This is a genomic window from Pseudomonas putida (genome assembly GCF_025905425.1).
GTDB lineage: Bacteria > Pseudomonadota > Gammaproteobacteria > Pseudomonadales > Pseudomonadaceae > Aquipseudomonas > Aquipseudomonas putida_AF.
Genome location: NZ_CP109603.1, coordinates 2,262,012 through 2,277,300, shown reverse-complemented (window position 1 = coordinate 2,277,300; position 15,289 = coordinate 2,262,012). Strand labels below are relative to the sequence as shown.

Here is a 15,289-nt window from a genome sequence, read left to right as displayed (position 1 = left end):
GCCAATCGCCAAGCACGACGGATAAGGTATTTTTCACATCAGCCTCACCCTCTGCCGACATCCTGCTTCCTAAAGTGCGTCCACTTTTGCACAGGCCGAACCCCAGGTTCGCCTCCGTTGCCCGCGCTCACTGGAGTGACAGCATGTTGCATGGCGTCATCGACACCTCCCCGGTCCTCAAACTCGCCCAGCCCTACCGATTGCCCCGCGCCAGAGCGCTGCTGGCGGCCTTGTGCGTCTCGGTCGCGCTGGCGGCTATCGTTGCCTGGGCATCAGCACGCCCGGCCATGGCCGACCTTGGCAACCCGCATGCGCTGCACGGCAGCGGCCTCTATAGCGCCTGGTCCAAAGGTTCGGTTGTGGTTGTTCTGCGCCACGCCGAACGCTGCGACCGCTCTCGTGGTGCCTGCCTGGGCGACCCCACCGGCATTACCCTGGCGGGCAGCCGGGTAGCCACCGATGTCGGCCAGGGCCTGCACCGCCTTGGCCTGCGTAACGCCGATGTGTGGGCCAGCCCCGAGGTGCGCACCCAGCAAACCGCGCAGTTCATGTTCGGCAAGGCCATCGCCACACAGGGCTGGCTCAATCAATGTGACCACACCTTCGCCAGTAATGCCTTCGCCCACAAGCAACCCGGCCGCAACCTGGTGCTGGTCAGCCACAGTGGCTGTATGGAACAGGTAGAGCAGCAACTCCAGGTTGCCACTGACGCCGACACGAACAGCTACGCCAGTGCGCTGTTCATCACCCTGGGCGAAAACGGCAAGCCGCGGGTGCTAGGCCAGATGGCTGCCAGCCAGTGGCGCAAACTTGCCAATGCTCGGGAAATCTAACCATGCCCCTCTCCGCACGCGCCGCCTTCTACCGCAACAACCTGCTGCTGCCACTGCTGCTGGCAGCCATTGTGTTCGTGGCATTCGACCTGACCGAGCTCGACCGCTGGATCAGCAACCTGCTGATCGACCCGACCACCGGCCAGTTTCCGCTGTTGCACGATCAGTGGTTTGAAAAGGTCACCCACAAGTGGCCACGGGTATTACCGAACTGGACCGGCGAGCTGGCCGTGATCGGCTCGCTGCTGTCGTTTGCCTGGCCCCGCCTGGCCAACCATCCTCAGTGGCGGTTGACCCGGTTGCTGGAGGCAACCCGAATCGCGCCGGTGTTGCGCTTCACTACCCACCATCGGCGCGATTTGTTGTTCGTGGTGGTCGCTTTTGCGCTGTGCACCACGGTCATCCACTACCTGAAAAGCCATACCAGCGTGTACTGCCCGGTGGAAACGACGCTGTACGGCGGCCAGCAGGCCAGGGTCGAGTGGTTCGAGCACTTCTCCTGGCTGAACAAGGCCGGCGATGGCCGCTGCTGGCCAGGGGGTCATGCCTCCAGCGGTTTCACCTTGTTGGCCTTGTACTTCGTGGCGCTACGCCACCGCTGGGCGCATGCGCGCAAGCTGCTGGTGGCGATACTAATAGTCGGCTTTGTCTACGGCACTACGCGGGTGCTGCAGGGTTGGCATTACATGTCCCACACATTCTGGGCCGGCATCTTTGTCTGGTTCACCACCTGGGCCACCGCGCTGCTGTTCTATGGGCGTAGCGCTTTGCAGGCGCCGAGCCACAGCCCTGCAAGGCAGGGTTTCCCAGCCCCTTCGATCAGCCCACTGCCTTTGCAAGCGCGACTTTGCGCCGAGAAAGCGCCGCATCGGAATGCTTGAAAACACCCCGCGCCCTCTCTACCTGCAACTAATTGTTTCTTATACAGAGCAGAATTCGAACTTTCCTACAACGTTTTAGGACGCTCAATACTCTCCCATGAATTGATTCCTCGTTAGTGTTTCGGCTTCAGCTAAATGCATTCGTCGGGCCGCATGGGCGGTCCATGCCCATTGCATACGCTGCCTGCCGGAACACGAGGATCAGGAATGTCCAGCGAGCCCGATGGCACTGCCAGAACAGTGCCCACCAACAAGCCAATCCTGCTTGAAGACGTGCGTGGGGAGCGGCCATCGCATACCCGTGCAACACGTGAAATCACCGCAAACGCGCAACCTGTCGGTTACGCCGCCGACCCGGACTTCCAGGGTAATGAAACCCTCAACGCGCTGATCTCTCGGATACACGCTCATTCGCGCACTCCGCGGCCCCACGCCCGAGCAGGTGTGCGACCCCTATTCCAATGTCGCTCATTGCCCCCATCGCATGCGCCGGGAATGGCCCTGGGTGCGCTCGGTCATCGCCATGGCCTGCGCCTACGGCTACCGCCTGAACTTGCTGACCGCCGAAGTTTTGCAGTCGCTCAACGCCGTCTTGCAGCAGTAGCGGGCAAGTGCTCGTCATGACCGTACTCAGGCACTTTCGAGGGAATCCGCATGCCTAGCCAATCCGATTTGCGCTTCACCTTCCAGCCGCTGGTTGGCCAGATTGAGTTTGAAGTGGTTTCGTTCGAGCTCGACGAAGCGATCAGCGCACCCTTCCAGTTGAGCCTGGAGCTGATGAGTTACCAAGACGATGTCGATTTCGGCCAGTTGCTCGACCAACCGGTGCTGTTCACCCTCTGGCGGGGAGACCAACCGCTGCGCTACGTGCACGGCCTGGTCAGCACCTTCAGCCAAGGAGAGACGGGCTTTTACCGAACGCGTTACCGCGCCGTGGTCGAACCCACGCTGGCACGTGCCCGGCTGCGCTCGAACTGGCGCATCTTCCAGGAGAAAAGCGTGCCGCAAATTCTCGAAATCATGCTTGAGCGCCAGGGCATCCTTCATTCTGAGCTGCACAGCAGCGGCGAACATCAGGTACGGGAGTTCTGCGTGCAGGCGGGTGAAACCGACCTGGACTTCATCGCCCGCCTCGCCGCCGAAGAGGGCTTCGTATACCGCTTCGAGCACACAGCAAAACACCACATGCTGGTCATCACCGACCGGTTGCTCTCGCTGGGTCAAATCAGCCGCGGTGTCATCAAGACCGATGATGACGATGAAGGGTTCGTCGATGACGATGACATCGACCCCAACGCCGTGCTGTACCACGCCAACAGCGGTGGCGTTCAGGCAAGGCCTTGTCTACGCCGCCTGCGCTACAGCGAGCAGGTACGTACTGCACGTCAGGTGCAGCGCGACTATACGTTCACCAACCCGGCCTACCGCCAGGAACACCGCGCAGAAGCGAGTGGCCTGACACACCAATCCACCGCGTACGAGCGCTTTGACTACCCCGGTCGCTACAAGCGTGATGCGGTCGGCGTGCCCTTCACCGCCACCCGGATCACCGCGTTGTGCCACGATGCCCGCATCGCCGAAGTGCAAGGCGATGACGTGCGCCTGCAACCGGGGCTGAGCTTCACCCTGATCGAACACCCGCGGCTAGATTTGAACGTGCACTGGCGTGTGATCAACGTGCACCACGAAGGTACCCAGTTCACCAGCCTGCAGGAGGAAGCCGCCGGGGCCAGGCAAGGCACGCGCTACACGCAAGACGCAGTGCTGGTGCCAGGCAGAGCCGAATGGCGCCCGGCGCCGTTGGCCAAGCCGCGCATCGACGGCCCGCACATGGCCACCGTCGTCGGCCCACCTGGCGAGGAGATCTATTGCGACAAGTGGGGCCGGGTCAAGGTCAGCTTCCCCTGGGACCGGGAGAGCGAAAACAATCAATTCAGCTCCTGCTGGGTGCGGGTGTCGCAAGGCTGGGCCGGTGGCAGCTGGGGCTCGATGGCCATCCCGCGTATTGGCCAGGACGTGATCATCCAGTACGTCAATGCCGACCCCGACCAGCCGATGATCATCGGCCGCACCTACTGCGGCAATCAGCTGCCGCCATACGACCTGCCCGAGCACAAGACGCGCATGACCCTCAAGAGCCAGACCCACAAGGGCGATGGCTTCAACGAACTGCGTTTCGAGGACGAACTGGGTCGCCAGGAAGTGTTCATCCACGCAGAAAGGGACCAGAACAACGTTGTAAAGCATAACGAAACGACGCAGGTCGGCAACGATCGCGCCGAACAGGTCGCACGTGACGAAACCGTTTCGATTGGCCAGGACCGCCGGGAAGATGTCGGCCGGGACGAATCCGTCAGCATCGGCCAAAACCGGATGCACGAAATCGGCAACGACGACAGCCTGACCATTGGCCGGACGCACACGATCGTCACAGGCCAGGACCGCATCGAGACGGTGGGCAACCAGCGCCAGGACATTACCAAAGCCAACCACACGGTAGAAATCGGTGGCCACCTCGAACAGGTGGTGGCCGGTCATCAGTTATTGCAAACCGGTGAAGCCATCCGGCACACCACCAAGGTTTATGACATAGCAGTCAGCGAGAGCCTCACGATCAGAAGCCCAGGCGGGCTGCTGCGAATCGATGGCGCCGGTATCACGCTGGACGGCGTGGCACTGGCCTTCAAAGGGCCGATCAACCAGCAGGTAAAGGGCAGCCAACGCACAACCTCGACTGCGGGCATTCCTGAGCCCGGCGAGCCCATTTGCCTCAGTTGCCTGCTGAAAGCAATCGCAAACGGCCACAACATGATCCGGATGGGAGGAGCAAGCTGATGCCCAGCCCATTCGTCAGAGCACTGGTCAAGGTACTGCGAGCATCGGACCGGTACCGCCTGAGCGCGGTTGTGGAAATGGCCGATCTTTCCGCCGAAGCGCGGGAAAACCTGATCCAGTACTACGCGCAGCGCTGCTGGCCACTGTTGCAGCAAGCCCAATTCAGCAACTTGCGGGCAGTGGGCCCGTGGCTGTTCGGTTCGCGTCCCGGCTCCGATGTTGCAGCCCAGTACGACTTTAGATGGCAGCTCGAACAAGGTGCAGCGAATGCGGTATGTGGCTGGATAGTCAGCGTATTGCCACCTGCCGAACTCGCCCTGCACTTGAGCCAAGCCAACATCGTCACCGGCGCAGATGGCCATTCGTACCTGCTGCGCTACCACACCGCTGCAGCCCTGCAAGTGCTCGATAGCCACCGCCACTTACCTGGGGTGAGCGAATGGTGGGCGCCCATCCATCACTGGTGGGCAGCTGCAGCACATCCGCACAAGAAGATGTGGTTGCAAATAGCTGGCGACGATCAACCTCAAGCGGCGCACACCCCCCCGATCACACTGGACGAAAACTGCTGGGCAGCATTGGCGGGCGACCCGCTGAGCTACCAACTTGCCGAGGTGCTGAAGGACGATCAGTCCTGCCCAGCCTTGGCCGCTGCCTGCCACGGCACGCGGGTCGGCCTGATCCAGCATTACCTCGATCAGGCACGCGAGCAAGGCCTGGCCCGTGAGGCGGATCTCATCACTTATGTACTGATGATGGCTCGCGACGGTGATCAGCTCAACAAATCACCGGCCTGGCAGGGCGCAATCGTCGCCACCCGCGAACAGCACACCGCCCTTATCGACAACGTGCAGCGAAGCCTGCGCACAAAGGACTGAGGCACACGCCCATGGATTCGCTCACCGACACGCTCGAATTGTGCAGACGCGTTACATCCGGCTACCGCCCCGCGCTACGCAACAGCCCCGTCGCCGACTGCACCCGCCGCTTCGAACTGCTGCCCCTGCGCTATGCCGCCGTAGGTGGCAACCCAGCACAACGTGCCCGCTTGCCCAAGCTGCCAGGCTACCTCAACCCCTTTCACGATATAGATGAACTGACCCACTCCAGCTACGCCATCCGCCCGCTGCGCGAAGGCTTTCTCTACCTGCTGATCAAACGCCACAGCGCACCGGCCTACGAATGGCACAGCCAGTACCGCGTGGCGCCAAACGGCTCACTGCAGTACATCAGCGCCGACGCCCCTTGGGAGGCCGCCCCGAGCGCAGGCAACCTGGAGGACATCATCCGCGCCTTCGGCTGGACCATCACCCTTTACGACCTGGACGACATCCAGGAACTACGCCCGTTGTTCAGCCCCTCCCCGCTCACGCCGCGCATGCTCGACAACTACCGCCTGCTCGAAGACGAGTACCGCAGCAGCCTGCCCGCGATTGATATCGCAGGGTTCATTCAGCCCTCTGATGCGCCGCCACAGCCCCACGTGCTCAAGCACGACCAGTTGAGCTGGGTAGCCGACTTCAAGGCCCAGGACGACGCAGACCTGCAAGCGCTGCTCGACCTGCAGCCGTTCAACAACGCTCAAATCGTATCCCCGCACGCGTCACGGCAAGCCCTGGCACCGCCCATCAATCAAACCAAGCCGCGCGGCGCCGCCATCGTGATCGAGGATGCCATCGGCATTACCCAGGAACTCAATGCCTGGCGCAACGCAGCCGTCGAGGAGGTGAAGACGAACTGGCTGCAGCGCACCGTGGAACCCGGCGTGGACAATGAACGCAAACTGCTTGTTGCGCAGTCGTTTCTGGAGATCGAGAAGCTCTACCCGCAGATGATGGCCGAGCGGATCGTCAAGCGCGAGGTCATGGCCGAGGCCGTACGCAAGCAGCCAGTGACGCCTGTGGACTTCTACGGGTTTACCGAACACGCACGCCAGCAGGCCGACGCGCATGACGCACGGATGAAACCGCATCTGGCGCAGTACGAACGCGAAGTCCGGGCCAAGGTTCAGGCCCGCCAGGATGCTGGCGAATTCAGCAAGAAGTTCGACCAGAAATACGGCCATCTGGTCGATCGCCAAGCCATGCACGATCAGCTCGAAGGCTTCGAGCAGGCAATGCAACAGGCTCAGCAGGCTGCAGAAGAACGCTCCAAGGACCATACCCGATGGCTCCTTAGTGAACGCCTGCTGCAGGCCCTGGACCGCTACGACAACGCCGACCTGATCAATGGCTTGGCCTTTGCCGAGCAGACTGGCCAGTGCGTGATCGGCATGGAGCTCAGCAAATGGGGCTCGACCGTACTGGACCACTGGTGGCGCAGTGATGTGGCGGCCCGGGGCAATCTGGCGATGCGCGGCATCACCTACAACCAGGATGACATCCGCGAAGAGCTTGCCGCGCTTCTGGAAGCGGCCAAGGCCGAACCGGCCTCAGCGACATCGTTCACGTTGCGTGAGTCGCTCGCCCGGCAGGCGCACATCGCGGCAAATGCCTTCGGGCGCATCAACACGCTGTACGAAGAGCTGCAGAGCAGGAACAGTACCGCCAGCATCGGCTTGTATGCCTGGTATGTCGCGCTGGGGCGGCAAGTACTGCGTACCGGGGCACCCAACAGTGTGGACCGCGCGCTGCACCAAGACCTGCGCCTGACATTGTTTGCCTCGGTGCATGAAACGGCTGTCGACATACGCCTGGGCGAAGCGGCTCGCAGCGGGCAGCCCTTGAACCCACAACGCAGTGGTGCCCAGGTTGCACGCTATCTGGACCAGGCCTGGGCCGAAGGCCTGATGCAGGCCAACAACAGCGACTTTTTCAAGGTTCGTGCTGCAGGCCTGGTGTGTTTGCTCGAAGGCATGCTGATGGCCTTCAAGGCGCGCGAACTGCCCGACAGTGATGTGCGGGTGAAAACCGAACTCTTGGCTGCGGCAATGACTACAGCTGCAGCGGGCTTCGAGATTGGAGCCAGTTATGTGGATCAGGTGGTGACGCGGTATGGCGCGAATAGTGTGACCGGGAGAGGGGCTGCGGCGACCTTGGGGAGGTTGAAGCTTTGGGGCGCTGGTTTGGCGGGTATGGGCGGGGGGGTGCTGGCGTGGTGGGATTTTGCAGACTGGCTTAAGCATCTAGAAAGCGAACCGACTACGAAGCAAGAGTGGACGAAATCAAGGATCCTGGCCGCTGCTTACGCTTTCCGAGGAGTGGCAACCATTACAATATCATTGGCAGAGTTTGGAACAGCCGTCGCAATTGCGAAACCACTATTCGATCACCTGGCCAATTCAAGTTCTAATAAAGTAGTAAAACTTCTTAGCCGATCCATGGCAAGGCTCGCTAACACTCTCGGCACGCAAGCTGCTCGACTGCTACTCGCTCGATTAGTGCTGGGAGCCTTTTGGATAGGCCTCGCCCTAACGCTGACAATTTACATCCTTGAAGATGACCCACTGGAGAAGTGGTGCAAACGCTGTTGTTTTCGCATCGGAAACAGCTCCAGTATTTATGAGGAAGAAGATGAGTTGAGTGCTCTGCATTCGGCATTCAGTGAGGTTCTGTAATGTACTTGATCGAATGGGCATTTTGGCAGATGGTAACCGAGTCAGAAACCGCACGAAAAGCCTCCGAAGCAGAGATGACACCTTCAGAGAAGCGATCAGCTAAAGACTTCTACGAGGGGGATCTGGAAGAAGATATTCATTTCCGGTCTATCAGCGAAAAACCTCATACGCGCGGCCCCGTGTTCGCCTTCAACGATGATTATATGGAGATGCGCTGCGGTGGCTCAGAAGAAAGACGTGGACTCCTTACGCTTGCAATGCTCGTCGGAGTTATGCCAGTCATAGGCGTCACGACAATCACCGCATTAAGGTTCCTCTGGATTGATATAACGGTTCCAGTTTCACGTTCATTTATAACTTTGACACTCACTCTCATCATGATGCTAGTCGCTAGCACCATCCTATATTTATACTCAAAATATGGGATAAAACTCACACGTTTGGAGATGCTGACCAGCCGCCATTTACTCATTCGCTTCAATCGAAAAACCCAACAGGTCCATCTCCATAGACCAAGCTATTGCGGCGGCATTGTAACCTTCCCCTGGAGAACAACCGGAAGCACAGGCCTTTACCCAGCGGACGACTCGCTCAGCGTAGGGATGAGACTAGGCCTGGTCTGGCACCCCAGCCGTACCGGCCTCCCCCACATGGAAATGGCCCTACTCGGCAAGCAAGGCCAGGGCGGCAGCGAACTCCGTGATGAATGGGAATTCATCCGCCGCTACATGGAGGAAGGCCCACACGCCGTCCCCCGCCCCCGCCTGAGCACCCAACTACCCTCGCCCATCCAGGCATTTAGCGCCCAGTTCGAAGGCCTGGGCCGTTTCTTCCGCAAAAGCAGCTGGCTGTTCAAACTCGCCATGCTCATGGTCTGGCCCGCTTTCGTCATTATCGGCACCGCACACTGGGTCAGCCTGCTGCTGTGCTGGCGACCGCGCTGGCCGAAGGTGATCCGCGAGGCCAGCTTGCCCGGCAAGCAAGTGCCCCCAGCAACCACCTTGAGTGACTACCCGCCCGAAATCCAGGAACGCCTGCTCGCCAATGCCGACCGTTGGCAGCTCAAACCTGGCAACCGTCCGGAGAAGAAACCACGCAAACCGCGTACGCCCAAAAAGCCGAAGGCGTTCGATTGATGTCATCCATCATCGACACGCTCGACCTGTGCAGGCGTACCACATGCAGCTACCGCCCCGCGTTATGTGGCAACCCAGCCCAACGCGCACGCTTGCTCAAACTGCATGTCACGCTGGAGCGGCAAGTACTGCGTACCGGAACACCCAACAGTGTGGACCGCGCGCTGCACCAAGGCCTGCGCCTGACATTGTTTGCCTCGGTGCATGAAACGGCTGTCGACATACACCTGGGCGAAGCGGCTCGCAGCGGGCAGCCCTTGAACCCACACCGCAGTGGTGCCCAGGTTGCACGCTATCTGGACCAGGCCTGGGCCGAAGGCCTGATGCAGGCCAACAACAGCGACTTTTTCAAGGTTCGTGCTGCAGGCCTGGTGTGTTTGCTCGAAGGCATGCTGATGGCCTTCAAGGCGCGCGAACTGCCCGACAGTGATGAGCGGGTGAAGACCGAACTCTTGGCTGCGGCGATGACTACAGCGGCGGCGGGCTTCGAGATTGGAGCCAGTTATGTGGATCAGGTGGTGACGCGGTATGGCGCGAATAGTGTGACCGGGAGAGGGGCTGCAGCGGCCTTGGGGAGGTTGAAGCTTTGGGGGGCTGGCTTGGCGGGTGTGGGCGGCGGAATGCTGGCATGGTGGGATATTGCAGATGCGGTTGAGTATTTCAAGAGTGGCCTGGATGGACCTAGTGGACAGATCAGAAAAAAATCCAAACTCTTGGCTACTTCATACTTTGTACGAGCGGCGGCGACTATCACACTTTCACTGGCGGAATTGGGAACGGCAATCGCAATCGCAAAGCCACTCTTTGACCATTTATCCCTTAACGCCAGAACTAAGCATCTCAAGGATGCTAGCCAGATCCGCAGGAACGCTCGCCAAACATCTCGGAACGCAAGCCGCCCGCCTAATACTTGCCCGCTTAGTTCTAGGTGCCTTTTGGATAGGCTTAGCCCTAACAATCTTAATCTATATACTTGAAGACGACAGTTTGGAGAAGTGGTGCAAGCGTAGTAGTTTTCGCACTGGAAGAAGCGCTAAGCCGTATGACGAACAAGAAGAGTTGAAGGCTCTACACTCTGCATTCAGCGAGATCTCATAATGTATTTGATCGAATGGGGATTCTGGCGGATGGCAACCGCATCAGAATCGGCGCGCAAATCGCTCGAACTAGAGATGGCGCCGGCAGAAAAACGCGCTAATCAAGATTTCTATCAGAGTGACTTGGAGGAAGAGATGCACTTCCAATCCGTCAGCGAAAGGCCTTACGCTAGAGGTCCCGTTTTTGCCTTTAACGAGATATTTCTAGAAATGCGCTGTGGAGGATCTGAAGAAAAGCGCGGTCTTATTACGCTCGCAACCCTCGGAGGGATTGCCCCGACCGTCATCATCTCAGCAATCTTCACCATTGGCTTCATATGGTTGGACATAATCGACCATGAAGCCCGCTCCCCAATTACAATGCTCGCCACACTTATAATGTCATTCGTTTCCACGACCATAATTTACTTATACTCGAGGTATGGAGTTCGTCTAACCCGACTGGAAATGTTGACCAGCCGCCATCTGCTTATTCGCTTCAATCGAAAAACCCAACAAGTCCACCTCCATCGACCAAGCTATTGCGGCGGCATCGTAACCTTCCCCTGGAAAACAACCGGAAGCACAGGCATCTACCCAGAGGACGACTCGCTCAGCGTAGGCATGAGACTAGGCCTGGTCTGGCACCCCAGCCGTACCGGCCTCCCCCACATGGAAATGGCCCTACTCGGCAAGCAAGGCCAGGGCGGCAGCGAACTCCGTGATGAATGGGAATTCATCCGCCGCTACATGGAGGAAGGCCCACACGCCGTCCCCCGCCCCCGCCTGAGCACCCAACTACCCTCGCCCATCCAGGCATTTAGCGCCCAGTTCGAAGGCCTGGGCCGTTTCTTCCGCAAAAGCAGCTGGCTGTTCAAACTCGCCATGCTCATGGTCTGGCCCGCTTTCGTCATTATCGGCACCGCACACTGGGTCAGCCTGCTGCTGTGCTGGCGACCGCGCTGGCCGAAGGTGATCCGCGAGGCCAGCTTGCCCGGCAAGCAAGTGCCCCCAGCAACCACCTTGAGTGACTACCCGCCCGAAATCCAGGAACGCCTGCTCGCCAATGCCGACCGTTGGCAGCTCAAACCTGGCAACCGTCCGGAGAAGAAACCACGCAAACCGCGTACGCCCAAAAAGCCGAAGGCGTTCGATTGATGTCATCCATCATCGACACGCTCGACCTGTGCAGGCGTACCACATGCAGCTACCGCCCCGCGTTATGTGGCAACCCAGCCCAACGCGCACGCTTGCTCAAACTGCATGTCACGCTGGAGCGGCAAGTACTGCGTACCGGAACACCCAACAGTGTGGACCGCGCGCTGCACCAAGGCCTGCGCCTGACATTGTTTGCCTCGGTGCATGAAACGGCTGTCGACATACACCTGGGCGAAGCGGCTCGCAGCGGGCAGCCCTTGAACCCACACCGCAGTGGTGCCCAGGTTGCACGCTATCTGGACCAGGCCTGGGCCGAAGGCCTGATGCAGGCCAACAACAGCGACTTTTTCAAGGTTCGTGCTGCAGGCCTGGTGTGTTTGCTCGAAGGCATGCTGATGGCCTTCAAGGCGCGCGAACTGCCCGACAGTGATGAGCGGGTGAAGACCGAACTCTTGGCTGCGGCGATGACTACAGCGGCGGCGGGCTTCGAGATTGGAGCCAGTTATGTGGATCAGGTGGTGACGCGGTATGGCGCGAATAGTGTGACCGGGAGAGGGGCTGCAGCGGCCTTGGGGAGGTTGAAGCTTTGGGGGGCTGGCTTGGCGGGTGTGGGCGGCGGAATGCTGGCATGGTGGGATATTGCAGATGCGGTTGAGTATTTCAAGAGTGGCCTGGATGGACCTAGTGGACAGATCAGAAAAAAATCCAAACTCTTGGCTACTTCATACTTTGTACGAGCGGCGGCGACTATCACACTTTCACTGGCGGAATTGGGAACGGCAATCGCAATCGCAAAGCCACTCTTTGACCATTTATCCCTTAACGCCAGAACTAAGCATCTCAAGGATGCTAGCCAGATCCGCAGGAACGCTCGCCAAACATCTCGGAACGCAAGCCGCCCGCCTAATACTTGCCCGCTTAGTTCTAGGTGCCTTTTGGATAGGCTTAGCCCTAACAATCTTAATCTATATACTTGAAGACGACAGTTTGGAGAAGTGGTGCAAGCGTAGTAGTTTTCGCACTGGAAGAAGCGCTAAGCCGTATGACGAACAAGAAGAGTTGAAGGCTCTACACTCTGCATTCAGCGAGATCTCATAATGTATTTGATCGAATGGGGATTCTGGCGGATGGCAACCGCATCAGAATCGGCGCGCAAATCGCTCGAACTAGAGATGGCGCCGGCAGAAAAACGCGCTAATCAAGATTTCTATCAGAGTGACTTGGAGGAAGAGATGCACTTCCAATCCGTCAGCGAAAGGCCTTACGCTAGAGGTCCCGTTTTTGCCTTTAACGAGATATTTCTAGAAATGCGCTGTGGAGGATCTGAAGAAAAGCGCGGTCTTATTACGCTCGCAACCCTCGGAGGGATTGCCCCGACCGTCATCATCTCAGCAATCTTCACCATTGGCTTCATATGGTTGGACATAATCGACCATGAAGCCCGCTCCCCAATTACAATGCTCGCCACACTTATAATGTCATTCGTTTCCACGACCATAATTTACTTATACTCGAGGTATGGAGTTCGTCTAACCCGACTGGAAATGTTGACCAGCCGCCATCTGCTTATTCGCTTCAATCGAAAAACCCAACAAGTCCACCTCCATCGACCAAGCTATTGCGGCGGCATCGTAACCTTCCCCTGGAAAACAACCGGAAGCACAGGCATCTACCCAGAGGACGACTCGCTCAGCGTAGGCATGAGACTAGGCCTGGTCTGGCACCCCAGCCGTACCGGCCTCCCCCACATGGAAATGGCCCTACTCGGCAAGCAAGGCCAGGGCGGCAGCGAACTCCGTGATGAATGGGAATTCATCCGCCGCTACATGGAGGAAGGCCCACACGCCGTCCCCCGCCCCCGCCTGAGCACCCAACTACCCTCGCCCATCCAGGCATTTAGCGCCCAGTTCGAAGGCCTGGGCCGTTTCTTCCGCAAAAGCAGCTGGCTGTTCAAACTCGCCATGCTCATGGTCTGGCCCGCTTTCGTCATTATCGGCACCGCACACTGGGTCAGCCTGCTGCTGTGCTGGCGACCGCGCTGGCCGAAGGTGATTCGCGAGGCCGGTATGCCGGGCAAACCAGTACCTGCACCCACCACCTTGAGTGACTACCCGCCCGAAATCCAGGAACGCCTGCTCGCCAATGCCGACCGTTGGCAGCTAAAGCCCGGCAAGCGCCCCGAGAAAAAGCCACGCAAACCGCGCACCTCCAAATCGCCAAAAACACCGACATAGAAGCGGGCTGCACAGCCCTCCCACCGTCGCACGCGAGTGGGTCGCAAGCACCGACCCAATTCCCCAATGCTGGGGGAACGGGGCCCATTGGCAAGGGCCTGAAAAGAAACTCACGAAACGGCTGCATCTCCCGTAGCGCAAGGCCTGCGACTCAGTTTTCACGGTTTGGCACGCCTATTGCCGATCTCCTCCCAGACGCCCCAAGTCCATGGGCCCGTTTGCAGGAGGAATTGACTCATGCACCGACCGATACCCCACCCGCTGGCAGTGGCGATTTTCGCCGGTATGCTCCAGCTCCCGGCGCAGGCTGCGTTGAACGCTGTCGACCCCGGTCCCTACAACCTTGCCAACGGCAACTTTGCAGGTTGGTACCAGGACAGTCACGGTCGTACCCTCGACCTGTGCCTGACCAAAGCGGTGAGCTCCAGGGTCGCCGGCGCCCCCGGCGCACCGGCGTACATGTGCACACTGCTCCCGACCCCCGGCGTGTTCGATGACACCCAACCCATCGCCTTCCCCACCAACTTCCCCGACGAAGCCTTCTGGTTCACTGCCGACGCTGCCATCGTCGACGCTGCGCGCGGCATCGACCTGAGCTACGGCACGGCAATCGAGGCAGCGTTCGCCGCCGAAGAGCCGGTCGAGGGCGACCAGGTCAGCTTCGCCCGGGTCCGTATCCGGGTCGATGTGCCCACTGCAGGCACTTATGTGGTGACCCACCCCTACGGCGTCGAAGTCTTTGACGTACCGGCCGGCGGACGGCGGGCGATCAACATGACCCGCGACATCGGCATCGCCGGCGCTGGCGACTTCTCGGGCGCGCTCAAGGGTGATGTCGGGCCGTTCCTGCGCAGCGTCAATGGTCCTTACACCGAAGGCAGCGAGCGCTTCATCGGCGACCCCAACCTCGATGAACGCGTCACCGGCAGCCCATTCAACACCAACTTCGTGCGCATCGAAGGCCCAGGTGGCATCGACCTGCGTACCGAGCTGTTCTCGATTTCCGGCAAGCTCTCCACCGTTGCCCTGCCCACCCCGTTGATGCCGCAGCGCACGACCTACTCGCGACGCACCGAGAATGGCGACCTGCACGCCCAGCAAGATGTGTTCATCATGGCGCCGCCGCCACCGGCAACCGTCACCCTGACCAGCCAGACGCCCAACCTGAACCTGACCGAAGCCAACGGCACCGGTGCCTGGTATGCCCAATCGGTACTCAACCCGAATGTGCCCACCACGCTGGTACTGACCGCTAACAACAGCGTAGCCATCCCGACCAGCAGCCCGACCACCGCCAACCTGCCACTGACCGACCTGGTGACCATCACCCAGGCCGAATACCGCCTGTCCACGGGCCAACTGACGCTGGTCGCCAGCACCAGTGATGAAACCAGCCCGCCCGTGCTGACCGCCCACACCGGCAACGGCACCTTGATCGGCAACCTCAGTGGCAATGGTGCGGTGAAGACGTTGAGCACAACACTTTCGCCCATTCCGCCGGCCAAGGTGCAAGTCACCAGCGCCAATGGCGGTAGCGACAGCGAAGACGTGGTGCTGGTGCCATGAACAGACAAAGGCTC

The 15,289-nt window shown here is 59.6% G+C and carries 9 protein-coding genes and 3 pseudogenes; all 12 read left to right on the top strand.

What is annotated here, in order from left to right:
• The first annotated feature begins 143 nt into the window (after positions 1 to 143).
• A complete protein-coding gene (locus tag OGV19_RS10275; protein WP_264313276.1) occupies positions 144 to 833 on the top strand; it encodes a lipopolysaccharide core heptose(II)-phosphate phosphatase PmrG in 690 nt (229 codons plus the stop codon).
• A 2-nt stretch (positions 834 to 835) separates the two neighbouring features.
• On the top strand, positions 836 to 1,714 hold the full coding sequence (locus tag OGV19_RS10270) for a phosphatase PAP2 family protein (protein WP_264313275.1): 879 nt from the start codon (positions 836 to 838) through the stop codon (positions 1,712 to 1,714).
• A gap of 342 nt (positions 1,715 to 2,056) precedes the next feature.
• Positions 2,057 to 2,318 (top strand): annotated as a pseudogene (locus OGV19_RS10265) (DotU family type IV/VI secretion system protein); the annotation flags it as partial.
• A gap of 50 nt (positions 2,319 to 2,368) precedes the next feature.
• Positions 2,369 to 4,549, top strand: a complete 2,181-nt coding sequence (locus tag OGV19_RS10260; protein WP_264313274.1) for a type VI secretion system Vgr family protein — start codon at positions 2,369 to 2,371, stop codon at positions 4,547 to 4,549.
• Positions 4,549 to 5,427 carry a DUF4123 domain-containing protein gene (locus OGV19_RS10255; RefSeq protein WP_264313273.1) on the top strand — a complete coding sequence of 293 codons (879 nt, stop codon included), beginning with the start codon at positions 4,549 to 4,551 and terminating at the stop codon, positions 5,425 to 5,427. Before OGV19_RS10260 ends, OGV19_RS10255 begins: the two co-directional genes overlap by 1 nt.
• An 11-nt stretch (positions 5,428 to 5,438) precedes the next feature.
• Positions 5,439 to 8,105, top strand: a complete 2,667-nt coding sequence (locus OGV19_RS10250) for a T6SS effector BTH_I2691 family protein (protein WP_264313272.1) — start codon at positions 5,439 to 5,441, stop codon at positions 8,103 to 8,105.
• The gene (locus OGV19_RS10245; RefSeq protein WP_264313271.1) at positions 8,105 to 9,241 is read left to right on the top strand and encodes a DUF6708 domain-containing protein; all 1,137 of its coding nucleotides are present in this window, start codon (positions 8,105 to 8,107) and stop codon (positions 9,239 to 9,241) included. The genes OGV19_RS10250 and OGV19_RS10245 overlap by 1 nt, the downstream gene beginning before the upstream one ends.
• A gap of 104 nt (positions 9,242 to 9,345) precedes the next feature.
• Positions 9,346 to 10,339 (top strand): annotated as a pseudogene (locus OGV19_RS10240) (hypothetical protein); the annotation flags it as partial.
• The gene (locus tag OGV19_RS10235; protein ID WP_264313270.1) at positions 10,339 to 11,475 is read left to right on the top strand and encodes a DUF6708 domain-containing protein; all 1,137 of its coding nucleotides are present in this window, start codon (positions 10,339 to 10,341) and stop codon (positions 11,473 to 11,475) included. The pseudogene OGV19_RS10240 and the gene OGV19_RS10235, both read left to right, overlap by 1 nt.
• Before the next feature lie 104 nt (positions 11,476 to 11,579).
• A pseudogene (locus OGV19_RS10230) lies at positions 11,580 to 12,573 on the top strand (hypothetical protein); the annotation flags it as partial.
• Positions 12,573 to 13,709, top strand: coding sequence for a DUF6708 domain-containing protein (locus OGV19_RS10225; RefSeq protein WP_264313269.1), 1,137 nt, complete (start codon positions 12,573 to 12,575; stop codon positions 13,707 to 13,709). The pseudogene OGV19_RS10230 and the gene OGV19_RS10225, both read left to right, overlap by 1 nt.
• 237 nt (positions 13,710 to 13,946) lie before the next feature.
• Positions 13,947 to 15,275 (top strand): hypothetical protein, encoded by a 1,329-nt coding sequence (locus tag OGV19_RS10220; protein WP_264313268.1) that lies wholly within the window; start codon positions 13,947 to 13,949, stop codon positions 15,273 to 15,275.
• Positions 15,276 to 15,289: the final 14 nt, after the last annotated feature.

What these genes read in the sequence shown, in the direction of transcription:
- OGV19_RS10245 (WP_264313271.1), top strand. Translation starts at nt 8,105, where the DNA reads ATGTACTTGATCGAATGGGCATTTTGGCAGATGGTAACCGAGTCAGAA.
- OGV19_RS10275 (WP_264313276.1), top strand. Translation starts at nt 144, where the DNA reads ATGTTGCATGGCGTCATCGACACCTCCCCGGTCCTCAAACTCGCCCAG.
- OGV19_RS10260 (WP_264313274.1), top strand. Translation starts at nt 2,369, where the DNA reads ATGCCTAGCCAATCCGATTTGCGCTTCACCTTCCAGCCGCTGGTTGGC.
- OGV19_RS10225 (WP_264313269.1), top strand. Translation starts at nt 12,573, where the DNA reads ATGTATTTGATCGAATGGGGATTCTGGCGGATGGCAACCGCATCAGAA.
- OGV19_RS10235 (WP_264313270.1), top strand. Translation starts at nt 10,339, where the DNA reads ATGTATTTGATCGAATGGGGATTCTGGCGGATGGCAACCGCATCAGAA.
- OGV19_RS10220 (WP_264313268.1), top strand. Translation starts at nt 13,947, where the DNA reads ATGCACCGACCGATACCCCACCCGCTGGCAGTGGCGATTTTCGCCGGT.
- OGV19_RS10250 (WP_264313272.1), top strand. Translation starts at nt 5,439, where the DNA reads ATGGATTCGCTCACCGACACGCTCGAATTGTGCAGACGCGTTACATCC.
- OGV19_RS10255 (WP_264313273.1), top strand. Translation starts at nt 4,549, where the DNA reads ATGCCCAGCCCATTCGTCAGAGCACTGGTCAAGGTACTGCGAGCATCG.
- OGV19_RS10270 (WP_264313275.1), top strand. Translation starts at nt 836, where the DNA reads ATGCCCCTCTCCGCACGCGCCGCCTTCTACCGCAACAACCTGCTGCTG.